This is a genomic window from Xanthomonas melonis (genome assembly GCF_020783655.1).
Taxonomy (GTDB): Bacteria; Pseudomonadota; Gammaproteobacteria; order Xanthomonadales; family Xanthomonadaceae; genus Xanthomonas; species Xanthomonas melonis.
Genome location: NZ_JAJGQH010000011.1, coordinates 25,602 through 46,523, shown reverse-complemented (window position 1 = coordinate 46,523; position 20,922 = coordinate 25,602). Strand labels below are relative to the sequence as shown.

Annotated in this window: 21 protein-coding genes and 2 pseudogenes; 12 read left to right on the top strand and 11 right to left on the bottom strand. The window is 66.5% G+C overall.

Features of this window, described 5'->3' with window-relative positions; genetic code table 11:
- Nucleotides 1–116: 116 nt before the first annotated feature.
- The 6 genes from betB to LL964_RS12340 all read right to left on the bottom strand — a co-directional run bounded on the left by betB (nt 117) and on the right by LL964_RS12340 (nt 6,983).
- Complete coding sequence (gene betB / locus LL964_RS12365; RefSeq protein WP_104585717.1) at nt 117–1,589, bottom strand: betaine-aldehyde dehydrogenase; 1,473 nt, start codon at nt 1,587–1,589, stop codon at nt 117–119.
- 40 nt (nt 1,590–1,629) lie between these two features.
- Nucleotides 1,630–3,609: a choline BCCT transporter BetT gene (gene betT / locus LL964_RS12360; protein WP_104585715.1), complete on the bottom strand. Its 1,980-nt coding sequence runs from the start codon at nt 3,607–3,609 to the stop codon at nt 1,630–1,632.
- 130 nt (nt 3,610–3,739) lie between these two features.
- Nucleotides 3,740–4,477, bottom strand: coding sequence for an endonuclease/exonuclease/phosphatase family protein (locus LL964_RS12355; protein ID WP_104586446.1), 738 nt, complete (start codon nt 4,475–4,477; stop codon nt 3,740–3,742).
- A 49-nt stretch (nt 4,478–4,526) separates the two neighbouring features.
- Nucleotides 4,527–5,348 (bottom strand): thiol:disulfide interchange protein DsbA/DsbL, encoded by an 822-nt coding sequence (locus LL964_RS12350; RefSeq protein WP_104585713.1) that lies wholly within the window; start codon nt 5,346–5,348, stop codon nt 4,527–4,529.
- Between the two features lie 90 nt (nt 5,349–5,438).
- Entirely contained in the window at nt 5,439–6,089 is a 651-nt protein-coding gene (locus LL964_RS12345; protein ID WP_104585711.1) for a thiol:disulfide interchange protein DsbA/DsbL, read from the bottom strand.
- Nucleotides 6,090–6,185: 96 nt separating this feature from the next.
- A complete protein-coding gene (locus LL964_RS12340; RefSeq protein ID WP_167395204.1) occupies nt 6,186–6,983 on the bottom strand; it encodes a c-type cytochrome in 798 nt (265 codons plus the stop codon).
- A gap of 143 nt (nt 6,984–7,126) precedes the next feature.
- Between LL964_RS12340 and yihA the strand changes: the two genes are divergently transcribed.
- Nucleotides 7,127–7,750 carry a ribosome biogenesis GTP-binding protein YihA/YsxC gene (gene yihA, locus LL964_RS12335; protein WP_104585709.1) on the top strand — a complete coding sequence of 208 codons (624 nt, stop codon included), beginning with the start codon at nt 7,127–7,129 and terminating at the stop codon, nt 7,748–7,750.
- A 186-nt stretch (nt 7,751–7,936) separates the two neighbouring features.
- Complete coding sequence (locus LL964_RS12330; protein WP_104585707.1) at nt 7,937–9,301, top strand: glutamate--cysteine ligase; 1,365 nt, start codon at nt 7,937–7,939, stop codon at nt 9,299–9,301.
- A 205-nt stretch (nt 9,302–9,506) separates the two neighbouring features.
- Here the strand turns inward: LL964_RS12330 and LL964_RS12325 are convergent.
- From LL964_RS12325 to LL964_RS12320, 3 genes and pseudogenes are all read right to left on the bottom strand, one after another.
- A pseudogene (locus LL964_RS12325) lies at nt 9,507–10,496 on the bottom strand (ATP-binding protein); the annotation flags it as partial.
- Nucleotides 10,497–10,666: 170 nt separating this feature from the next.
- A pseudogene (locus LL964_RS20165) lies at nt 10,667–10,991 on the bottom strand (two-component sensor histidine kinase); the annotation flags it as partial.
- Nucleotides 10,988–11,701 (bottom strand): response regulator, encoded by a 714-nt coding sequence (locus LL964_RS12320; protein ID WP_104586443.1) that lies wholly within the window; start codon nt 11,699–11,701, stop codon nt 10,988–10,990. The pseudogene LL964_RS20165 and the gene LL964_RS12320, both read right to left, overlap by 4 nt.
- 166 nt (nt 11,702–11,867) lie before the next feature.
- On the opposite strand from LL964_RS12320, the gene LL964_RS12315 reads away from it, so the two are divergent.
- The 9 genes from LL964_RS12315 to LL964_RS12275 all read left to right on the top strand — a co-directional run bounded on the left by LL964_RS12315 (nt 11,868) and on the right by LL964_RS12275 (nt 18,160).
- The gene (locus tag LL964_RS12315; RefSeq protein WP_425478141.1) at nt 11,868–12,953 is read left to right on the top strand and encodes a glycosyltransferase; all 1,086 of its coding nucleotides are present in this window, start codon (nt 11,868–11,870) and stop codon (nt 12,951–12,953) included.
- Between the two features lie 181 nt (nt 12,954–13,134).
- The gene (locus tag LL964_RS12310; protein ID WP_104585701.1) at nt 13,135–13,410 is read left to right on the top strand and encodes a metal/formaldehyde-sensitive transcriptional repressor; all 276 of its coding nucleotides are present in this window, start codon (nt 13,135–13,137) and stop codon (nt 13,408–13,410) included.
- 61 nt (nt 13,411–13,471) lie between these two features.
- Complete coding sequence (locus tag LL964_RS12305; protein WP_104585699.1) at nt 13,472–14,581, top strand: S-(hydroxymethyl)glutathione dehydrogenase/class III alcohol dehydrogenase; 1,110 nt, start codon at nt 13,472–13,474, stop codon at nt 14,579–14,581.
- A gap of 68 nt (nt 14,582–14,649) precedes the next feature.
- On the top strand, nt 14,650–15,225 hold the full coding sequence (gene gfa, locus LL964_RS12300) for an S-(hydroxymethyl)glutathione synthase (RefSeq protein WP_104586441.1): 576 nt from the start codon (nt 14,650–14,652) through the stop codon (nt 15,223–15,225).
- 59 nt (nt 15,226–15,284) lie between these two features.
- A complete protein-coding gene (gene fghA, locus LL964_RS12295) occupies nt 15,285–16,115 on the top strand; it encodes an S-formylglutathione hydrolase (protein WP_104585697.1) in 831 nt (276 codons plus the stop codon).
- 291 nt (nt 16,116–16,406) lie between these two features.
- A complete protein-coding gene (locus LL964_RS12290; RefSeq protein ID WP_104585695.1) occupies nt 16,407–16,721 on the top strand; it encodes an ArsR/SmtB family transcription factor in 315 nt (104 codons plus the stop codon).
- A gap of 10 nt (nt 16,722–16,731) precedes the next feature.
- Nucleotides 16,732–16,947 carry a hypothetical protein gene (locus LL964_RS12285; protein WP_146092315.1) on the top strand — a complete coding sequence of 72 codons (216 nt, stop codon included), beginning with the start codon at nt 16,732–16,734 and terminating at the stop codon, nt 16,945–16,947.
- Nucleotides 16,944–17,405 (top strand): hypothetical protein, encoded by a 462-nt coding sequence (locus LL964_RS12280; protein WP_208621391.1) that lies wholly within the window; start codon nt 16,944–16,946, stop codon nt 17,403–17,405. The genes LL964_RS12285 and LL964_RS12280 overlap by 4 nt, the downstream gene beginning before the upstream one ends.
- Nucleotides 17,405–18,160, top strand: a complete 756-nt coding sequence (locus LL964_RS12275; protein ID WP_323132947.1) for a DUF4386 domain-containing protein — start codon at nt 17,405–17,407, stop codon at nt 18,158–18,160. Before LL964_RS12280 ends, LL964_RS12275 begins: the two co-directional genes overlap by 1 nt.
- A gap of 103 nt (nt 18,161–18,263) precedes the next feature.
- Here the strand turns inward: LL964_RS12275 and LL964_RS12270 are convergent, their stop codons facing one another.
- Both LL964_RS12270 and LL964_RS12265 read right to left on the bottom strand, forming a co-directional pair.
- Nucleotides 18,264–18,602 (bottom strand): hypothetical protein, encoded by a 339-nt coding sequence (locus LL964_RS12270; RefSeq protein WP_167395202.1) that lies wholly within the window; start codon nt 18,600–18,602, stop codon nt 18,264–18,266.
- A gap of 83 nt (nt 18,603–18,685) precedes the next feature.
- The gene (locus tag LL964_RS12265) at nt 18,686–19,630 is read right to left on the bottom strand and encodes a DegV family protein (RefSeq protein WP_104585690.1); all 945 of its coding nucleotides are present in this window, start codon (nt 19,628–19,630) and stop codon (nt 18,686–18,688) included.
- A 449-nt stretch (nt 19,631–20,079) separates the two neighbouring features.
- On the opposite strand from LL964_RS12265, the gene LL964_RS12260 reads away from it, so the two are divergent.
- Entirely contained in the window at nt 20,080–20,895 is an 816-nt protein-coding gene (locus LL964_RS12260; RefSeq protein ID WP_104585688.1) for a GH12 family glycosyl hydrolase domain-containing protein, read from the top strand.
- The last annotated feature ends 27 nt before the right edge of the window (nt 20,896–20,922 follow it).

Below are 20,922 nucleotides of genomic sequence, written 5' to 3'. Positions count from 1 at the left end.
TGGCGCGTGGCGGATGCGGAAGGCATCGTCATCGAGGCAATGGCCGCGCGCCTGTGCGTGGCTCGTTGTCTTGCCTGGTCGCGCGCGTGCCGCTCGCTGGCGCCGCCGGGCTGTCGTCAGAACACCGACGCGTAGCGTTCCAGTTCGATCTGGACCGATTTGGTGCGTGTGTAGGCCTGCAGCGTGGCCAGCCCGTTCTCGCGGCCCACGCCCGATTGCTTGTAGCCTCCCACCGGCATCGGTGCTGGCGATTCGCCCCAGGTGTTGACCCAGCAGATGCCCGCTTCCAGGCGATGGATCAGCCGGTGTGCACGCGCCAGATCCGGCGTGACCACGCCGGCTGCCAGCCCGTAGGTGGTGGCATTGGCGCGCATCACCGCCTCGTCTTCTTCATCGTAGGCGAGCAGGCTCAGGACCGGCCCGAAGATCTCTTCGCGCACGATCGTCATCACATCGGTGCAGTCGCTGAAGATGGTCGGCGCCACGTAACATCCGTGCGCCAGCGCGCCATCGCGCAGTCGCTCGCCACCGCAGAGCAGACGTGCGCCTTCGGCCTTGCCCTGTTCGATATGCTCCAGCACCCGTTGCATGTGTGCCGCGCTGACCATCGGGCCGAAGGTGGTGCGCGGATCGAGCGGATCGCCGATATGGATGCGCTGCACGCGTGCGAGCAGCCGTGCCTCCAACGCGCTGCGCAGCGCGCGCGGCACGAACACGCGGGTGCCGTTGGTGCAGACCTGCCCGGAACTGTAGAAATTGGCCATCATCGCGATGTCTGCGGCCAGATCCAGGTCGGCATCGGCGCAGACGATCAAGGGCGACTTGCCGCCCAACTCCATGGTGACTTCCTTCAGCGACGAACTCGACGCGCTGGCCATCACCTTGCGGCCGGTGGCGGTGCCGCCGGTGAAGCTGATCTTCTCGATCTGCGGATGTTCGGTCAGCGCGGTCCCCACACTGGCACCATCGCCAGGCAGCACATTGAACACGCCATCGGGCAGGCCGGCTTCGGTGAACAGTTCGGCGAGCTTCAACGCGGTGAGCGGGGTCACCTCGCTGGGCTTGAAGATCATGGCGTTGCCTGCGGCCAGCGCCGGCGCCGCCTTCCACAGTGCGATCTGGATCGGATAGTTCCACGCGCCGATCGCGCCCACCACGCCCAGCGGCTCGTGTCGCGTATAGAAGAAGCTGCCTTCGCGCAGCGGCACCTGCGCGCCCTGTAACGCCTGCGCCACGCCTGCGTAGTACTCCAGCACGTCTGCGCCGGTCACCACGTCCACGCTACGGGTTTCGCTCACCGGCTTGCCGGTGTTGAGCGTCTCCAGCTCGGCCAGGGCATCGTTGCGTTCGCGCAGCAAGGCCACCGCGCGCAGCAGGATGCGCGAGCGTTCCACCGTCGTCAGCGCAGCCCAGCGCTGCTGTCCGGCCTTGGCGCTATCCACTGCCGCCTCCAGGTCATCGGCGCCGGCGTTGTGCACATTGGCCAGCACCTCGCCGGTCGCGGGGTTGATCACCTCGAAGGTGTGGCCGCCGCGGGCGGGAACATAACGGCCGCCGATGTAGAGCAGCTGGTCGGGGAAACGTGGCATGACAAACCTCCTGTGGGACGCTCGCCGCAGCGATGCACCTTTAGCGGGTGAGATGCAGGAACTGCAGGTGACGCTCGTATTGATCGATGATGTCGTTGATGATCTGCTCGCGGCTGTAGCCGACCAGGTCGTAGTCCTGGCTGCCTTCGTACAGGTATACCTCGGCGCGGTAATAGCGCTGATGGCGGAAGCGCTGGGCGGCGAACGATGGCGTGAGATAGCCACGCATCACCACCTGGTAGCGGAAGCCCTGTTGCTCGCCATGATCGACGTTGATCTCCATGTCGCCATCGTCGAGCCGGCTGCTGACCTTCCAGCCTTCTTCCAGCAGCTGGGCAACCACCGCTTCGATGGCTGGGCGCACCTGGTCGTGCATGAAACGATAGACCTCATCACGCGCCGGGAAATGCATCGCCTGGCCCAGCCGCTGACGCCAGCCGCCGTGGTGACGCGATTGCCCGATCAGCGGGCTGGGGCTGTACAGCTGGGCGCGCTTGCGCTGCGATTCCTCGCTGAGCGCACGCGACAGCCCCAGGGCCATCAGCAGCAGCACCGCAGAAAACGGCAGCGAGGCCAACACCACCGCCGACTTGAGCGCATCCATGCTGCCGGCCAGCAACAGACCGCCAGTGACCACGGCGGTGAGTACGCCCCAGAAGACGCGCAACCAGCGTGGGCCGTCGTCGTGCGGCTCGCCGCCGTGCGACGACAGCGTGGACAGCACCACGGTTCCCGAATCTGCCGAGGTCACGAAGAACACGAAGCTGATGGCGACCGTCACGGTGATGACCGTGCGGCTCCAAGGGTAGCTCTGCAGCAGCGAATACAGCACGGTCTGCGGCGCCTCGACGGCCTGCTGCGCCCAGGCCGCCTGGCCGTGATGCAGCAGCTGATCCAGCGCACTGTTGCCGAAGATCGACAGCCAGGCCAGGGTGAAACCCAGCGGTATCAGCAGCACGCCCAGCACGAACTCGCGAATGGTGCGCCCGCGCGAAATGCGCGCGATGAACAGTCCCACGAACGGTGCCCAGCCGATCCACCAGGCCCAGTAGAACACCGTCCAGTTGCCAAGCCAGTCGGCGCGCCCACCATAGGCATAGACGTCGAAACTCTTGCCGACCACGCTGCCGAGGTAATCGCCCAGGTTCTGCATCAAGGCGTTGAGCAGGTACTGCGTGGGCCCGGCGAACAGCATGAACAACAGCAGCGCGATCGCCAGCAGCATGTTGATGTCCGACATCCAGCGGACGCCCTTCTCCACGCCAGACACCGCCACCACGATCGCCGCGCCCATCATCGCCGCGATCAGGGCGACCTGCACCCAATGCGCGTGCGGGATTTCCATCAAGGTGCTCAGGCCGGCGTTGAGGTGCAGCACGCCAAAGCCCATGTCCGCGCCCAGGCCGAATACGGTGGCCACGATGCCCAGCGCATCCACGGTATAGCCGATCGGCCCGTTGATGCGCTTGCCGATCAGTGGATAGAGCGCCGAGCGCAGCGCCAGCGGCAGGTTGTGCCGGAAGGCGAAATACGCCAGCGCCATGGCTGCCAGCGCGAACACGCCCCAGCCATGCAGCCCCCAGTGCAGAAACGCCAGCTGCATCGCCTGACGCGCAGACGCTTCGCCATTGCCGGTGCCGCCCTGCGGTGGTTGCAGGTAATGGGTGAGCGGTTCGGACACGCAGAAGAAGAACAGCGTGATGCTGATGCCTGCGGCGAACAGCATGCCGGCCCAGGAGAGATAGCTGAATTCCGGCTCGTCATGATCGGCGCCGAGCTTGATGTTGCCATGGCTGGAGAGCGCCGTGGCGAGCACGAACACCAGGTACAGGGTCATCGCCAGCAGGTAATACCACCCCACATTGCGCGAGGCCCAGGTCTGCGCGTCCAACAGCACGCTGCCGGCCTTGAGCGGGAACAGCGAGACCAGCAACGCGAAGGTGCACACCACGGTTCCTGCCAACAGGAACACCGGTCGCAAGGTGCGCACCGGCAAGGGCTGCGGGTCCGATGCACTCATGCCGGCGCACTGACGATGCGTAACACGTGCGATGCCTCCGATGGAACTGCCCGTGTTATCCCACAGGCGCTGTCGAGGCTGTGTCGTCGGTCGAGTTCGCCAATGCGAAGTGGTCTGCAGTTCGCGCCGGCTAGCGCAGCAACTGCTGTGGCACGCGCACGTCCATGCCGACCGCCAGGTGATCGGAGAATGCGGCCGGAATGGCCTCGGTGTGTTCGATCACCAGGCTGTCGCTGACCAGGATGTGGTCGATGGCGCGATCCGGTCGCCAACTGGGAAAGGTGTGCACCACGCAGCCCGGCGGCTGCAGACGGGTATGGCGATACAGCGCCTGCATTTCCGGGCGGTCGGCCACGCAGTTGAAATCGCCCATCAGCATCACATTGGGATGCTCGGACAACAATTCGGCGATGAAGGCCAGCTGCGCCATGCGCGAATTGGCGCCCAGCGACAAATGCGCCACCGCCACCGCCAGGCCGTCGCGGCCCTGTCCGAACTTGGCCAGCAGGATGCCGCGCCCGCCGATACGGCCAGGCAGGGCGTGGTCCTGCACTTCCAGCGGTTCCAGCTTGCTCAGCAGGCCGTTGGCGCTGGAGGCCACCCCGCCCATGCGGCGATTGGGCTGGTGGCTCCAGTAATGGAAGCCGGCGCGTTCGGCCAGATAGTGGGTCTGGTTGGTGAAACCCGAGCGCAGGCTCCCCGGGTCGGCCTCCTGCAGGCCAACGATGTCACGGTCGCCGGCGAGCTTGGCGATGCTGTCCAGGCTGGTGCGCTTGCTGCCCAGCGGCAACGCGTGCGACCAGCTGCGGGTCACGTAATCGCTGTAACGGCGGGTGCTGGAGCCGGCCTGAATGTTGGCGGTCAGCACCCGCAGGGTGCGCGAGTCCGAAGCGTTCACGATGCGGCGGGTACCCGGCTCACTTGGCCAGCGTGGCGCGTTCGCGCGCGATCAGGTGGTCGGCGATGCGCAGCATGTCCGGGAAACTCTTGCCCTTGACCAGATACTTGCCGTTGACGATCAGCGACGGAGTGCCGGTGATGCTGCTGCGGGTAGCGAACTGCTTGGCGCGGTTGGTCTTGGCCGACACGCCGAAGCTGCTCATGGTGTCGAGGAAGGCCTTCTGGTCCACGCCGTACTTGGCGTAGAAGGCGGCGATGTCCTGCACCGAATCCCTGCCGCGTTCGCCCTTGAGGGTCTGGTCGACATGGATGGCCTTGTACAGCGCCTCGTGGGTCTTTTCCTGCACCCCCATGGTCTCGGCCGCATAGAACGCGCGTGCGTAGTCGTCCCAGGGGCCGCCGAACATCGCCGGCACGTAGACGAAATGCACGTCCGACGGCAGGCCAGCCTTCCACGGCCCGATCAGCGGCTGGAACGCATTACAGGCCGGGCAGACGTAGCCAAAGATCTCGGCCACCTCGATCTTCCCGGCGGCCTGCTGGTACGGCTGGCCGCCCTGGATGTCGATGTAGTCGGTGCCGGCCACCGGTTCCGGGCCGTTGGGCGCGCGCGGCGCGGCGCTGGGTGCGGCCTGTGGTGGGGTGGCGGCACTGTCGGCGGCGGGCGGGGCGGCCGGATCGGTGGCCGCAGGGGCGGCAGGCGTCGCCGCGGGCGCGGTGGAGGTGTCGGCAGCCGGAGTGGTCGCGGCCGGCGCGGTGTCGGACGAGCCGTCCTGGGCCTTGCAGGCGACCAGGATCGGCAGCAACGCCAGCAGCGTCAGGGCGAAGCGGTTCTTCATCGGATTGGATCTCCAGCGTGGGGCGAGAAAGGGCCGGACGGCCGCGGGGCGCATGATGCCATGGGCGGCAGTCGGTAACGGTTAGGCGGTTCAGCGCTTGGCAGGCGCCGCGTGCTCGCGGGCGATCAGGTAGTCCGCAATCTTCAGCATGTCCGGGTAATTGCGTGCGCCGATCAGGTAGCGCCCGTTGACGATCAGCGCCGGCGTGCCGGACAGCTTGCTGCGCTGCGCGAACTCGCGAGCGCCCTTGAGCCTGGCATCCACCGTCGCGCTCTTGAAGGTGTCCACGAAGCGCTGTTGCGGTACGCCGTAGTCGGCATAGAACGCGGCCAGCTCCTCCGGGGAGACGTTCTGGGTCGGCACGCTCTGCTTTTCGTGGATGGCGTCGAACATGGCGCGATGGCTGCGCTTGGCCACGCCCAGGATGTCGGCGGCGAAATAGGCGCGCGCGAAGCTGTCCCAGAATCCGCCGAACGCCGCCGGTACCGGGGTGAAGCGTACATGGGACGGTTGTTTGGCGGCCCAGGCTTCCAGCGTCGGTTCGAAGTGCGCGCAGTGCGGGCAGGTGTAGCCGAACACTTCCACCACCTCGACCTTGCCAGCCAGCGGCGCATACGGCTGGCCGCCTTCGATCAGGGTGTAATCCTCGCCTTCCACCGGCGGCGCCTTGTTGTCGGCGGCACAGGCCGCCAGCGGCACCAGGATCAACAGCAGCAGGGACAGACGGGAAAACAGGTTCATGCAGGCTCCGTGGGGATGCGGGGGGAGGGCGGGAAAACGACGACGCCGGTCGCGGGACCGGCGTCGTGACGCGGCGCGGCGGTGGTGCAGCCTAGCTCACGAGCGTGCCGGGGTGCCGGGTGCGACCTGGGCGGCGGCCGCGTCGTCGGCGCGGTCGTGCAGGCCTTGCAGGTAACTGGCCAGTGCCTGGATCTCCTGCTCGGTCAGCGGGTGCGCCACCTGCGCCATGATATTGAACAGGGCAGGATCGCGCTGCTGGGTGGTGCCGGCCTGATATTCCTTCAGGCGCCGCGCCACGTACTCGGCGTGCTGGCCACCCAGCCGCGGGTATGCCGGGCCGGGGTTGCCGGCGCCGGATGGCCCATGGCAGGCCATGCAGGCCGGCACGCCGCGCGCGATGTCGCCGCTGCGGTAGAGCTTTTCGCCGACCTCGTAGAACTTCATGCCCTGGTAGGGGCCTTCGGCGATCGCCGCGTCGTCGGCCACACCGGCGGCGGACTTCTGCGTGGCGAAGTAGGCGCCCAGATCGCGCATGTCCTGCGCAGTGAGGTCCTTGACGAAGGGCACCATCACCGCCGACATGCCGGTGTTGCGCTCGCCACTGGCGATCAGCGCCACCTGATGCGCAACGTAGCGCTCGGTCTGGCCGGCGATGCGCGGATACATGGCCACGGCCGGATTGCCGTCCGGGCCATGGCAGGCGGCACAGGCCGCCGCCTTGGTCTGACCGGCCTTGGCATCGCCCCAGGTCGTCTTGGACAGGTCTACCTCCAGCGGCGCGACGCGCACCGGCGGCGGATCGGGGATCGGCGTGACCGCCGATTGCGCAAACGCCACGGCCGCGATGACCGGCACGGCGAGGGCGGCGAGGACTAGCACACGAGCATGGCGCATCAGCTAAAGCTCCGTATGGACCCGGCCCGCGCGCGTTGGGTACTGGCTATGGCAGGCGTCCTTCGATTATCGACATGGCTTTGCGCCAGGGTCAACGAACAGTGCAGCAAAACCACCGGGCCCGAACGTGCGATCCTAGGCGGATGTCGCTTCTCATCGAACAAGCCCGCTACCACCTGTCCGCCCACAACGCCCGGCAATTGCCAGACGATGGCGGCTACGAGGTGGCCTTCGCCGGCCGCTCCAACGCCGGAAAATCCAGCGCGCTCAATGCGCTGACCCGCCAGAATTCGCTGGCGCGCGTGTCCAAGACCCCCGGCCGCACCCAGCAGTTGGTGTTCTTCCAGGTCCAGCCCGAGCGCTACCTGGTGGACCTGCCCGGTTATGGCTATGCCAAGGTGCCGCAGGACCTGCAGGCGCACTGGCAGGCCTTCATCGACCGCTATTTCCGCACCCGCCAGGCGCTGCGCGGGTTGGTGGTGGTGATGGACATCCGCCACCCGCTCAAGGACTACGACCTGCAGATGCTCGGCTATGCGGCCGAACGCGGGCTTCCCGCGCACGGGCTGCTGACCAAGGCCGACAAGCTCGGCCGTGGCCAGCAGATGCAGACCCTGCAGAAGGTCAAGAAGGAACTGGCTGCACGCTTCGGCGACAGCGTGACCGTACAGGCCTTCTCCGGCGAGTCGCGCCAGGGCGTGGACGAGCTGCGTGGCATTGTCGGCGGCTGGCTGGGCCAGGACGTGGAAGCGCCTGCCGGCGAGTGATGCCGGTGGCCGCTGCGGCGCCAGCTGCAGCCGTGCGCCGCCCACTGGATGCGGTGCGCATGGATGGAAATCTCAGACCCGGCCGGTGGCGGCAATTCTTCGATGCCCTGCGCGTATAGTGCGGGCCTTGCGGTGGATGGGGAGTAGCCCCACATCGTCCCACCCCTTCCGTTTGCGAGCCCGCCCTTGTCGAGTCCCAGCCACGTCGCCGAAACGCCGATCACCGAACGCGCGGAACTGGTCCAGGTGCTGGCCTCCGGCGAGAAGCCCCGCGCGCAGTGGCGCATCGGCACCGAGCACGAGAAGTTCGGCTTCCAGCTGGACGACCTGCGTGCGCCCGCGTTCGAGGGCGCGCGTGGCATCGAGGCGCTGCTCACCGGGCTGACCCGCTTCGGCTGGGAACCGGTGCAGGAGAACGGCCGCACCATCGCGCTGCTGCGCGACGGCGCCTCGGTCACGCTGGAGCCGGCCGGCCAGTTGGAGCTGTCCGGCGCAGCGGTGGAAACCCTCCACCACACCTGCGTGGAAACCGGCACCCACCTGGACGAAGTGGCGCAGGTGGCCGGTGAGTTGCAGCTCGGGTTCCTGGGCATGGGCTTCCAGCCGAAATGGCGCCGCGATCAGATGCCGTGGATGCCCAAGGGCCGCTACCAGATCATGAAGAACTACATGCCCAAGGTCGGCTCGCTCGGCCTGGACATGATGACGCGCACCTGCACGGTGCAGGTCAATCTGGACTACGCCAGCGAAGCGGACATGGCCAAGAAGTTCCGCGTGTCGCTGGCGTTGCAGCCGATCGCCACCGCGCTGTTCGCCGATTCGCCCTTCACCGAGGGCAAGCCCAACGGCTACCTCAGCTACCGCTCGCACATCTGGACCGACACCGATGCCGACCGCACCGGCATGCTGGATTTCGTGTTCGAAGACGGCTTCGGCTACGAGCGCTACGTCGACTATCTGCTCGATGTGCCGATGTATTTCTCGTATCGCGCTGGCGTCTACCACGACGCCAGCGGGCAGAGCTTCCGCGATTTCATGCAAGGCAGGCTGCCGGCGCTACCGGGCGCGTTGCCGACGCTGCGCGACTGGTCGGATCATATGACCACGGCGTTTCCGGAAGTGCGCCTGAAGAAGTACCTGGAAATGCGCGGCGCCGATGCCGGCCCGTGGAATCGGCTGTGCGCGCTGTCGGCATTCTGGGTGGGCCTGCTGTACGACGACACCGCGCTGGACGCGGCCTGGGACCTGGTCAAGAACTTCAACCCCTCCGAGCGGCATGCGCTGCGCGATGGCGTGCCCAGGCATGCGCTGGGACTGGCATTCCGTGACGGCACGGTGCGCGACCTTGCGGTAGAGGCGGTGAACATCGCCCGCGAGGGCTTGCGCCGACGCGCGCGCCTGAATCGCGACGGCCAGGACGAGACCGGGTTCCTGGACGTGATCGCCGAGATCGCCGACAGCGGCGTCACCGCCGCCGAACGCAAGCTGGCGCTGTACCACGGTGCCTGGAACGGCGATATCGATCGCGTGTTCCGCGAGTTCGCCTACTGAGCCGTGCGGCCGGCGGTGGCGCGCGCGCTGGCCCCGGCACTGTGCGTCACCGGGGGCGGGCGCGTCGACGCAAGCTGGCAGGCGAGCGTGCGGGCTGTTCCTGCCGCGCTGCGGATGTCGGTAGCGCAGGTCGGCAGCGTGGCTCGCCCGGATCCACATGCCGCAGGGGGCGAATCCGGCTGCCGACGGGCGGACGGCTACCGCGTCAGCGTCGTTCCGGCATGCATGGCAGGCGTACCGTCACCCGCAGGCCGCCTTCGACGCGATTGTCCAGGCGCAGGTCGCCGCCATGCGCCAGCACGATGCTGTGCGCGACCGACAGGCCCAGGCCGATGCCGCCGGTGTCGCGGTTGCGCGAGGATTCGCCGCGGACGAACGGCAGCAGCAACTGATCGCGTTGCGCAGGATCGATCCCCGGCCCGTCGTCGTCGATCCAGAGCACGCCGTCCTCGCCGTCGCGGCGCAACTGCAGGCGCGCGCGCCTGCCGTACTTCAAGGCGTTCTCCAGCAGATTCATCAGCGCGCGCCGCAAGGCAAGCGGGTCGCCTTCCAGGGTGATCGCCGGGCCGGGCAGCAAGGCGGCGTCCGCACCGACATCGGCAGCGTTGTCGACCACGCTTTCCACCAGCAGGCGTAGATCAAGCAGCGCACGTGCGCCGCGGTGACGATCGTTCTGGATGAAATCCAGCGCCGCGGAGATCATCGCCTTCATTTCCTCCAGATCGGCCAACGCCTTCTCGCGCAGCGGCGGCTGCAGGGCGTCCAGGCGGAACGATAGCCGCGCCAGCGGCGTGCGCAGGTCGTGGGCGATCGCAGCGACCATGTGGGTGCGTTCGTTGATCAGCCGGTTCAGGCGCGCCTGCATGGCATTGAACGAATCGGCGGCGCGTACGATTTCCGGCGGTCCGCTGCGTTGCAGGGCGGGAGCGTCGGGGTTGCGGCCCAGGCGGTCGGCCGCTTCGGCAAAGCGCTGGATCGGCGCCGACAGCGCGCGCGAAAACCACCACGCCAGCGGCACGTTGACCAGCAACCCGGCCAGGAACAGCAGCACCACATGGGTCTTGAACTCGGCCGATAGCTGGCGGCGTGGCGACTGCACCGTCCGCCAGCTTCCATCGGGCTGTTGCAGTGCGGCCGTGAAGCCGTCCAGCAGCGGCACCCCTGGGGTCAGGCGTTCGCTTTCCCAATCGGCCGGCACGCCGTCCTTGCCCTGGGCGGCGGTCAGCGAAGGCGCGTCGGCGATACGCTCGCCCGGCGCCTCCAGGCGTGCTCCCGGCATGTCTGCGCCGCCGCCGCCGGCTACGGTTTGTCCGTCGCGGTCCTGGGTGGTCTCGTCCTGGGTGGTCTCTTCGCGTGGAGCATGCGCGTCGGCGCTGCGGTAGAAGCGCACGCGCTGCCGATCGACATCCAGCCAGTGCGCCAGCAGCAATTCCGCAAAGCGGTCGCGCACCTGGTCGGCCGGCGGCGATGGTGCCTGCGCGCGGTCCCGTACCGCCAGGGTGCGCGTGCCGGCCGGCATGCGCGTGGACAGCAGCGCCACCACCTCCGGCGGATGCACCGGGGGTTCGTAGACCGGGGTACGCAAGACCAGCAGCGCGATGCCGATGCCCTGGGCGGTGAGCAGGGCCACCGCCAGCAACACGAACGTCCGGGCAAAGATCGACAGCCCGCGACGAGGGCGGGCGCTCACAGGCGCGTGACGCTCGGCAACAGCATGTAGCCCTCGTTGCGTACGGTGCGAATCAACTCGGTATGGACCCGCTCGTTGATCTTGCGACGCAGGCGGCTGATCTGGCTGTCGATGGCGCGGTCGTAGACGTCGGTATCGCGGCCGCGGGCGTAGTCCAGCAGTTGATCGCGGCTGAGCACCCGTTGCGGGTGTTCGACGAAGGTGCGCAGCAAGGCGAATTCGCCGTCGGACAGGTTGATGAAGATTCCGGTGGGGTCGCGCAGGTCGCGCCGCACCACGTCCAGCCGCCAGCCGGCGAATTCGTAGACATTGCCGCCGTGGTCGGTCTGCTCGTGACTGGCCTGGCTGCGGCGCAGCAGGGCGCGGACCCGCGCCAGCAGTTCGCGCGGATTGCAGGGCTTGGCCAGGTAGTCGTCGGCACCCACTTCCAGCCCGATGATGCGGTCGGTGTCGTTGCCCAGCGCGCTGAGCATGATGACCGCCGGCGAACCGCGCTCGCTGGCGAGGCTGCGGGCTGCGCTGAGCCCATCTTCTCCCGGCATCATCACGTCGAGTACGATGAGGTCCGGGCGGCGCCGGGCGATGCTCTGGCGCATCTGCGCCACGCTCTCGGCCACCTCCACCTCGTAGCCGTGCGCGCCGAGGAAGTCGCCGATCAGTTTGCGCAGGTCAGGGTCGTCGTCGACGACGAGGACGCGGGAATGCTGCATGTCGGCGGGCGTCGTCGGTGGCGCGCAGACCGCGCGCGGAGGGTAAGTTGCCGGATGCATGGTGGTCGCTGTTGCAGGCGGAAACACGCATCATAATGATGGAATTTGTCAACCTTTGACACAGATGCGATGCGACATGATGGAACGAAACGATGCGCAGGACACGATGACGTCGCCGCCGGGCCGCAGCGCCGGCCTGGACGTGCATGACGCGGCGTTTCCGATGATGCGGGTGATCAGTCGCGACAATGGCGTGGGCCTGACCCGCGACATGGTGCTGATGGCGCAGACCCTGCGTGCCGGCGGGGTGCCGGTGCAGGAAGTCGGCTTCACCAGCCAGCGGATGCACGACACCGGGCGCGAGGCGCGCCTGTGGGCCAGTCGCCTGCTGTTCGGGCGGGTGTCGTTGCAGATCTTCTCCGAGCGGGTGTATGCGCGCTGTCTGCCGCTGGGGCAACGCAATCTGCTGGTCCCCAACCCGGAGTGGTTGCTGCCCAAGTGGTTGCCGTTGCTGCCGAAGTTCGACGCGGTACTGTGCAAGACCCAGCATGCCGAGCGGATCTTCCAGAGCCTGGGCTGCGCCACGCGCTACATCGGTTTCACCAGCCCGGATCGCTACGACGCGCAGGTGCCGCGCCAGCGCGCGTTCTTCCATCTGGCCGGACGCAGCACCGCCAAGGGCACGCGTGTGCTGCTCGACACCTGGCAGCGGCACCCGGAGTGGCCGCTGCTGACGGTGGTGCAGAATCCCCGCACTGCCGGCAAGCCGATCGTCGCGCCGAACATCGATCACCGGGTCCGCTATCTCGACGATGCCGAACTGCGCCGCCTGCAGAATGCGCATCTGTTCCATATCTGCCCCTCCGAGGCGGAAGGGTTCGGCCATTACCTGATGGAAGCGCTGAGCGTGGGGGCGGTGACGCTGGCCACCGACGGCGAGCCGATGAACGAACTGGTCACGCCCGCGCATGGGGTGATGATACCGGTGAGTACGGTGCGCCAACGCCGTCTGGCGTCGTACTACTACGTCGACGCGGCGGGCATCGCGCATGCAGTGGAGACCGCGCTGGCGATGCCGCAGGCGGAGCTGGACCGCTTGTCTGCCGGCGCACGCGCGTTCTATCAGGGCAGCGACGCCGCATTCGCGGCACGTTTTCGCGCTGCGGTGCTGGCATCGTTGCCCGACCACGCAGCGGCCGACTGTGCGCCCCCGCACGCGGCGGGAGCCGCTCAGGTGGCCGTGGAGAGCTGAGGGGCCGCTGCCTTTGATCAGGCAGCATCGCCGCCACGACGGAATGCGAACTGCCAGGCGGGGCGCCTGCCTTCGTGTGCGCTGCAGCGCAAAAACGCATTGAGCGGTTCACCGGAATCGGTGCATCGCTTTTTTGGCCCACGCGTTTATACTGCCCCCCAGTATTTTGGTGGGGGCCGCCATGCCGCATGCGCCGCTCGAAAAAAAACGCGCCCTGGCACGGGTACGCCGCCTGCGCGGACAGTGCGATGCACTTGAACGCGCATTGCAGGCGGGCGCAGACTGCGCTCCGGTGCTGCAGCAGATCGCTGCGATCCGCGGGGCCGTCAACGGGCTGATGTCGCAGGTACTCGAAGCGCATATCCGCGAAGACTTCGGGCACGCCGCCGCTTCCGATGCGCAACGCGCCGAGCGCGTGCAGGACCTGCTGGATCTGGTGCGTTCCTATCTCAAATGAACTCCCACATGGCCGGCGCACGCCGCGCCGTTCCCGATCATCCTCGTCAGGAGCTATCCCAATGAAATCCCGTGCAGCAGTCGCATTCGGTCCCGGCAAGCCGCTGGAAATCGTCGAGATCGACGTCGCTCCGCCGCAGGCCGGCGAAGTGCTGGTTCGCATCACCCATACCGGCGTCTGCCACACCGATGCCTTCACGCTGTCCGGTGACGATCCGGAAGGCATCTTTCCGTCCGTGCTCGGTCACGAAGGCGGCGGCATCGTCGAGCAGGTCGGCGAGGGCGTCACCAGCGTCAAGGTCGGCGACCACGTCATTCCGCTCTACACGGCCGAATGCCGCAAGTGCAAGTTCTGCCTGTCCGGCAAGACCAATCTGTGCCAGGCGGTGCGCGCCACCCAGGGCAAGGGCCTGATGCCGGACGGCACTACGCGCTTCTCCTACAACGGCGAGCCGATCTACCACTACATGGGCTGCAGCACCTTCAGCGAATACACCGTGGTGCCGGAGATCTCGCTGGCGGTGGTGAACCCGGAAGCGCCGCTGGAAAAGGTCTGCCTGCTCGGTTGCGGTGTCACCACCGGGATCGGCGCGGTGCACAACACCGCCAAGGTCAAGCCCGGCGAAAGCGTGGCGGTGTTCGGCCTGGGCGGCATCGGTCTGGCGGTGATCCAGGGCGCGGTGCAGGCCAAGGCCGGGCGCATCCTGGCCATCGACACCAACCCGGGCAAGTTCGATCTGGCGCGCAGCATGGGCGCCACCGATTGCATCAATCCCAAGGACTACGACAAGCCGATCCAGGAAGTCATCGTCGAGCTGACCGATGGCGGCGTGGATTTCAGCTTCGAGTGCATCGGCAACGTCAACGTGATGCGCTCGGCGCTGGAGTGTTGCCACAAGGGCTGGGGCGAGAGCGTCATCATCGGCGTGGCCGGCGCCGGCCAGGAAATCAGCACCCGTCCGTTCCAGCTGGTGACCGGGCGCGTGTGGCGCGGCAGCGCCTTCGGTGGCGTCAAGGGACGCACGCAACTGCCGGGCATGGTGGAGCAGTCGATGAACGGCGAGATCGACCTGGATCCGTTCATCACCCACACCATGCCGCTGGACGAGATCAACCATGCCTTCGACCTGATGCATGAGGGCAAATCGATCCGCACCGTGATCCATTTCTGACCGCATGGCCAGGAGCGGCGCGCGGCCGCTTCCGCGCACGTGGTACCCGAGACTCCGGGAGGGGCATGATGACTAACGTGTCGATTCATCCTTCGGTAGATGGAGGCGTTGCGCGAGGCGGTGCAGAGGGCTTTCGAGGGGGCACCCTCGAATGCCGCTGCGCCAGTGACAAGGTGACCGTCGAGGTGTCTGCACAGACCGCGCACAACCATGCATGCGGTTGCAGCAAATGCTGGAAGCCGGACGGCGCGAAGTTCTCCGTGGTGGCGGTGGTGCCGCGCGACAACGTCAAGGTGACGGCGCACGAAGAGAAGCTGAGGATCGTCGACGAAAGTGCGGCGATCCAGCGTCACGCGTGTACCGGTTGCGGCGTGCATCTGTATGGCCGGATCGAAAGCACCGACCACGCGTTCTACGGCCTGGATTTCGTGCACACCGAGTTGTCCAAGCAGCAGGGCTGGTCGGCGCCGGGTTTTGCCGCGTTCGTTTCGTCCATCATCGAAACCGGCACGCCGCCGGAGCAGATGGACGGTGTGCGCGCCCGGTTGACCGAATTGGGCCTGCCGCCTTACGACTGCCTGTCGCCCGCGTTGATGGATGCCCTGTCGGCGCACGTTGCGCGCAAGAAGGGTCTGTTGCATTGATCGTCAGACCCTGCGGCCGGTACTGCGGCTGCAGGGTCGTCTCTTGGTAAGGAATCTTCATGGAACGTATCGAACATCGTGCCTGCTTCGGTGGCTGGCAAGACGTGTACCGGCATCAGTCGCAGAGCCTGGGTTGCAGCATGCAGGTGGGCGTGTATCTGCCCCCGCAGGCTGCCGACGGCCCGTTGCCAGTGCTGTACTGGCTGAGCGGCCTGACCTGCACCGAGCAGAATTTCATCAACAAGGCCGGCGCACAGCGTTATGCCGCCGAGCATGGCGTGATCCTGGTGGCGCCGGACACCAGTCCGCGCGGTGAGGACGTGGCCGACGCCGAGGGCTACGACATCGGCAAGGGGGCTGGGTTCTATGTCGATGCCACGCAGCAACCGTGGGCTGCGCATTACCGCATGTACGACTATGTGGTGAACGAATTGCCGGCGCTGATCGAGGCGCATTTCGCCACCACCGGCGCGCGTGCGATCAGCGGCCATTCGATGGGCGGGCATGGTGCGCTGATCATCGCGCTGAAGAATCCCGGGCGCTATCGCAGCGTGTCGGCGTTTTCGCCCATCGTGGCGCCCAGCCAGGTGCCGTGGGGCGAGAAGGCGTTCGGGCACTATCTGGGCGAGGATCGCGTGGCATGGAAGGCCTACGACGCCACCGCGCTCGTTGCGCAGGCATCGGAGCGCCTGCCATTGTTGATCGATCAGGGCGATGCTGACGAGTTTCTCGATAATCAGCTGAAGACCAGCCTGTTCGAAGCGGCCGCCAAGGCGGCGGATTATCCGGTAACCGTGCGCATGCAACCGGGCTACGACCACAGCTACTACTTCATCGCCAGCTTTATCGGCGAGCATATCGCGCACCATGCAGCGGCGCTGCGTGGGTGAGCGTGGGCGCCTGCGTGGCTGACGTGAGACGCGCAGCGTAACGGGGAGGGGAGGCGTGCAGCGCTGGTGCGGCCAGTCGCTCCATGCGCGGCTGCGCGCCGTACCCCGCTCGATCCGTCCACAAGGACCGCCTCGGCGACGTAGGTGGCCTGGCGCCGGTAGGTCAGCCCTGCGCGAGGAGAGCCTTCGTGCCTCTCGGCGGGCGCATCATTCCCTCGATCTTCTCTCCGACGCAAACTTCTTGACACGGCGACACCTGTCAGATATTTCTTACACATGGGAAGGGGAGCGATGACGGCAGGCGATCGATTGCTGGCACTGCTGTCGGCGCTCGACAACCCGCACCGGCTGAGAATTCTTGCGCACCTGCAGACCGGGGGGCGCAACTATGTCAGTCAACTGGCGCGGGACGTCGGCATCAGCCGTCCGCTATTGCATCTGCACTTGAAGAAACTCGAAGACGCCGGCCTTGTGAGCAGCCGGCTCGAGTTGGCCGACGATGGAAAGTCACTCAGTTACTTCGAGATCAACGCATTCGAGCTTGTACTTTCACCCGCAGTCATTGCCGACGCAGCGTTGTCGCTGACCGACAAGGCGGACACCTGAGGAGACGGTCTTGTCCGAGCATCTTTACCTGTTGACGATCTGCCTGCCGCTGGGCACGCTGCTGGCGATCTTTGGCATGCGTTACTTCGCTGCGGTCAGGCAAGCCAGGGCGCAGCTGGAATACATCCAGGCGTATCGCAACCTCGCAGAGCAGACCCACGCGGCATTGGCCGACATGCGGGTGCGGCTCGACAGCATCGAGAAGATCCTCAAGGATGTCGGATGACGAAGATGCACGCTTCCGACAGCACGGCTGCTGTTGCGACCACGCACGCCAGCGCGCCCGACGCTGTTCCCTTGTGGCGCTTGTATGGGTTGCGCGCGGGATATCTGCTGCTGGTGGTCGGTCTGGGTGTGCAGGTGTGGCCAGGCATCGTACTGCGGCATGACGGATGGGAGCTGATGGAAGGCGTGGTGCAGTGCATGCTGGGTGCGATCGGATTGCTGGCGCTGCTCGGGCTATGCAGCCCGCTCAAGATGCTGCCCCTGCTGCTGTTCGAGATCGCGTGGAAGTGCCTTTGGCTGGGGTTCGTGGCAGCGCCGCGTCTGCTGCACGACCGCATGGACGCAGGCACCTGGTCCACGGTATCGGCCTGTCTGCTGGTGGTGATCTTCCCCCTGTTGATCCCCTGGCGCTACGTGTTGCGGACGTATGTTCGCGCGCCGTCCGAGCGCTGGCGCTAATGGCCGCATCGATGCGTTCCGACTGGATGACGGCGCCGTTCATGGCGTACGACATCCACGCACGGCCGCAGTTCTATGCACGTCTTGCCGGTGCTCTCTATCTGGCGGTCATCGTGCTCGGAGGCTGGGCCGAAGGCTATGTGTCCAATGCATTGATCGTCGCAGGCGACGACCAGGCGACGTTGCGATCGATCCTGGCGCATGCCGCACTATGGAAGATGGGGCTGGCTGCCAACCTGCTGGTCCCGTTGATCGCTGTCGTGCAGCTGTGGATCGAATATCTGCTGCTACGGCCGGCGGGCCGCGGCCTGGCGCTGCTGTTCGTGTTGTTGAACATCGCATCGCTTTCGGTCGAGGCAGTCAGCAAGGTATTCCAGCTGATGGTGTTGCCCCTCGCATCCGGTGCGACGGGCGCAACGGCCGAGCACGGATTTGCACTGGCGTCGATGGCGTTGCTGGGGCATGGCATCGCTTTCAACGGCGCGTTGATCTTTTTTGGTGCCGCGTGCCTGGTCAGCGGCAGTTTGATCTATCGCTCTACCTATCTCCCGCGCACGCTAGGCGTGCTGATGGTGCTGGCGGGCGCCAGCTATCTCATCGCGGCGTTTGCCGAACTGCTGGCACCGGGCTTCGCAGCCATGATCACGCCAGGCATTCTTTTGCCGGTATTGGTTGGCGAGACCGCGCTCTGCCTGTGGCTGCTGATCAAAGGCGTCGACCGTGCGCGTTGGGATGCCACAGTCTCCAGGACGTAGGTCTGCGTTGGAGTGGATACGCAACGCAGCGCGTCGTCATCAGGCGCCCGGAACGGGCCGCCGCGTGGGCAACGTGGCGGCATCGTTTCGCTGCGCGGTGGCTTCAGCGCACGTCGCGCATTTCCCAGTGGCGGCCGGCCAGGGCCTGCATGCGTTGCTTGAACAGATCGCCCGGAATGCTCGTGGTGGCGACCAGATCGATACGCAGGTCGTGCTGCTTGCCGGTGACGGTGGCGGCCGGGTCGGTGATGCCCAGCGCGGGATCCACCTCGTCGGGGTCGGCCTGCAGCTGGCGCCAGCGATCGAACCAGGCTGGGTCGCGCAGAGCCGCCTGCAGCTGTTCGGCGAACGCGTCGGCACCGTGGGCATCGAAGCTCACCGACGGCGCGCTGCCGCGGGCAAGCTTGGGGTCAGGCAGGCTGATCGAATAACTGACAGGCATGGGCAGGTTCCGTGGAATGACCGCGGCACCCTAGCCAAGGCAGGGTGAGAACGCCGTCGAGAGCCGCGGGCGGCGCGTTCGCCTCAGGCGGAAAACCCGTGCGGCTCGGCTGCGAAGCCCACCGCCAGCGCGCCCTTGCCGACATTGACCATGCCGGTCAGGCTCATCACGCTTTCGAACAGCTCCACGCCATGCGACTGGCAGGCGGCCTGCAGTGCGGTGTAACCGGGCAAGGCATGCAATTCGGCCAGCTCGCCGCCGTAGCCCACGCACACGGTGGGGGTCATCAGGCCTTCGCGGATCTTGCGCACGGTAAAGCCGAACAGCTTCTCCGCCGAGGGCTCGAAACCTTTCAGCTTGGCCACCGGTTCGGTGACGCCGCGATAGGCGCGCAGTACCGGCTTGATGTCCAACGCGCTGCCCAGCGCCGCGCCGATCAGGCCCACGCTGCGATCGCCCTTGGTGCGGGCGCGCGCCCGCAGGTAGTAGAGATCGCGTGGAATCATGTAGCCGTAGGTGTGTTCGGCCAGCTGCTCCAGGCGGGTGCGGATCGCCGCCACGCTTTGTTCCTGATCGCGCAGGCGCACCGCTTCGACCGCGGTGACGCCCTGGCCTGCGAACAGGTTGAGCGTGTCGATCACGCGCAGCGCGAACGGCGAGCTATGCCCGGCGCCCTGGCGGATCGGCTTGTAGTCGTTGAGGATCGCGAAGCTGGCCTGCATGGCATTGTCGTAGATCTGGCTGCGCAGCTTGGAGATGGTCAGGCAGAACACGTGGTCGTAATCGATCACCAGCCGTTGCAGGAACAGGTCGCGGATCTGGTTGACCGAGAACGGCGTGGTCTCGGCCTCGTGGCCGCGTTCGGCCACATGTGCCTGCAGGAAGCTCAGCGTGGCCTCCTCGTCGCGGTGATCGGCCAGTACCGCCTCCCCGATCCGTACGCTGATCGGCAGCACGATGATGTTGTTGCGTTCGATGAAGTCCTGCGGCAGGTCGCACGCACTGTCCACCACGATTCCGATGCGCATCGTCGCCCCCTCCGGCTATTGCGTCGCTTTCAAATGCGAACGCTATCGCAAAACGGCCGTTGCGCGTAACCCCCGGCCTGGCCGGCCGTGTCCGTCCGGCGCTTCCTGCCAACCGGTGGGGCCCGCCGGTGCGCTGCGATCCGCGGGTGGGGTGGCCGTTGCAGGCCTGGCGCGCGGTGGCGTATGTGGCTGCGCACCATTGCCGCGCTTCGGGCGGCCGGCAAGGGCCGGGCCGGGCGGCGGCAGCCCCGTAGAAGGACGCCGAACTGCGCACCGGCGCACGCGCCGACCGCAAGGTGGCGCCCGCTATCGTACTTGGCTGCGCAGGCCTGTCCTAATCGGTATAGCTCTGCCGATGGCGGCGCTGTTAGGGTCCGATGCGACCGCGACCAGGCGGGCCAACGGCAGCGCAACGCGACCGCCGCAGCGTCTATCCAAGGAGAGCTGATATGTACGACACCCCAAGCATTCCCGTTGTCCCGAACCGCCTTCAGGCCCCCGCCGCGCCGCGGCGCGCCTCGCGTTGGTGGAAGGCGGCACTGACCCTCGGCCTGGTGGCGCTGGCGCCTGCGGCATTGGCCGGTCCGTACAAGATCTTTGGCAACCACTACGCCTGGGTCAACAACTTCAACGATCCCAACAACATCATCCAGGGCACCTTCGGCACCGGCAGCACGCCCGAGCTGACCGTCACCTTCAACTTCGCCGACTACAATCTCTATGGATATCCGGCGATCGTGCGCGGCTCGCACTACGGCTGGAATCCAACCACCGATACCTTGTTTCCGCGGCAGGTCTCGGCGATCAGCAAGATGCCGCTCAAGTTCACCTACAGTGCCGGCGGTACGCAGCTGGCGGGCGACTTCGCCTACGACATCTTCTTTCGCTGGGATACCGCCAAGGGCAACCCGCAGCTGGAAGTGATGATCTGGGGCGATCACAACTCCTGGCCGATCGGCACGCTGACCGCCAGCAAGGTGATCACCGCCGGTGGCCGCACCTTCGACCTGTGGGAGGGCATGAACACCGCCGCCGGGTATTACGTGTACACCTTCATCCCGACCGGAACCGCCGGCCAGCCCACCCTCAAGACCAGCGGCAGCCTCAACGTAGACGCCAAGCCCTTCCTGAACTGGTTGCAGACCAATCGCTCCAAGGATGGCCGCTACAACAACAGCATGTATCTGCATGTGGTTGAAGCCGGCTTCGAAGTGGTGCGTGGCAACGGCTGGGCCAAGGTCAGCGCCACGATGGACGCGAAGTAGGCAGGGCGGCCGGCATCTGCCAGCGCG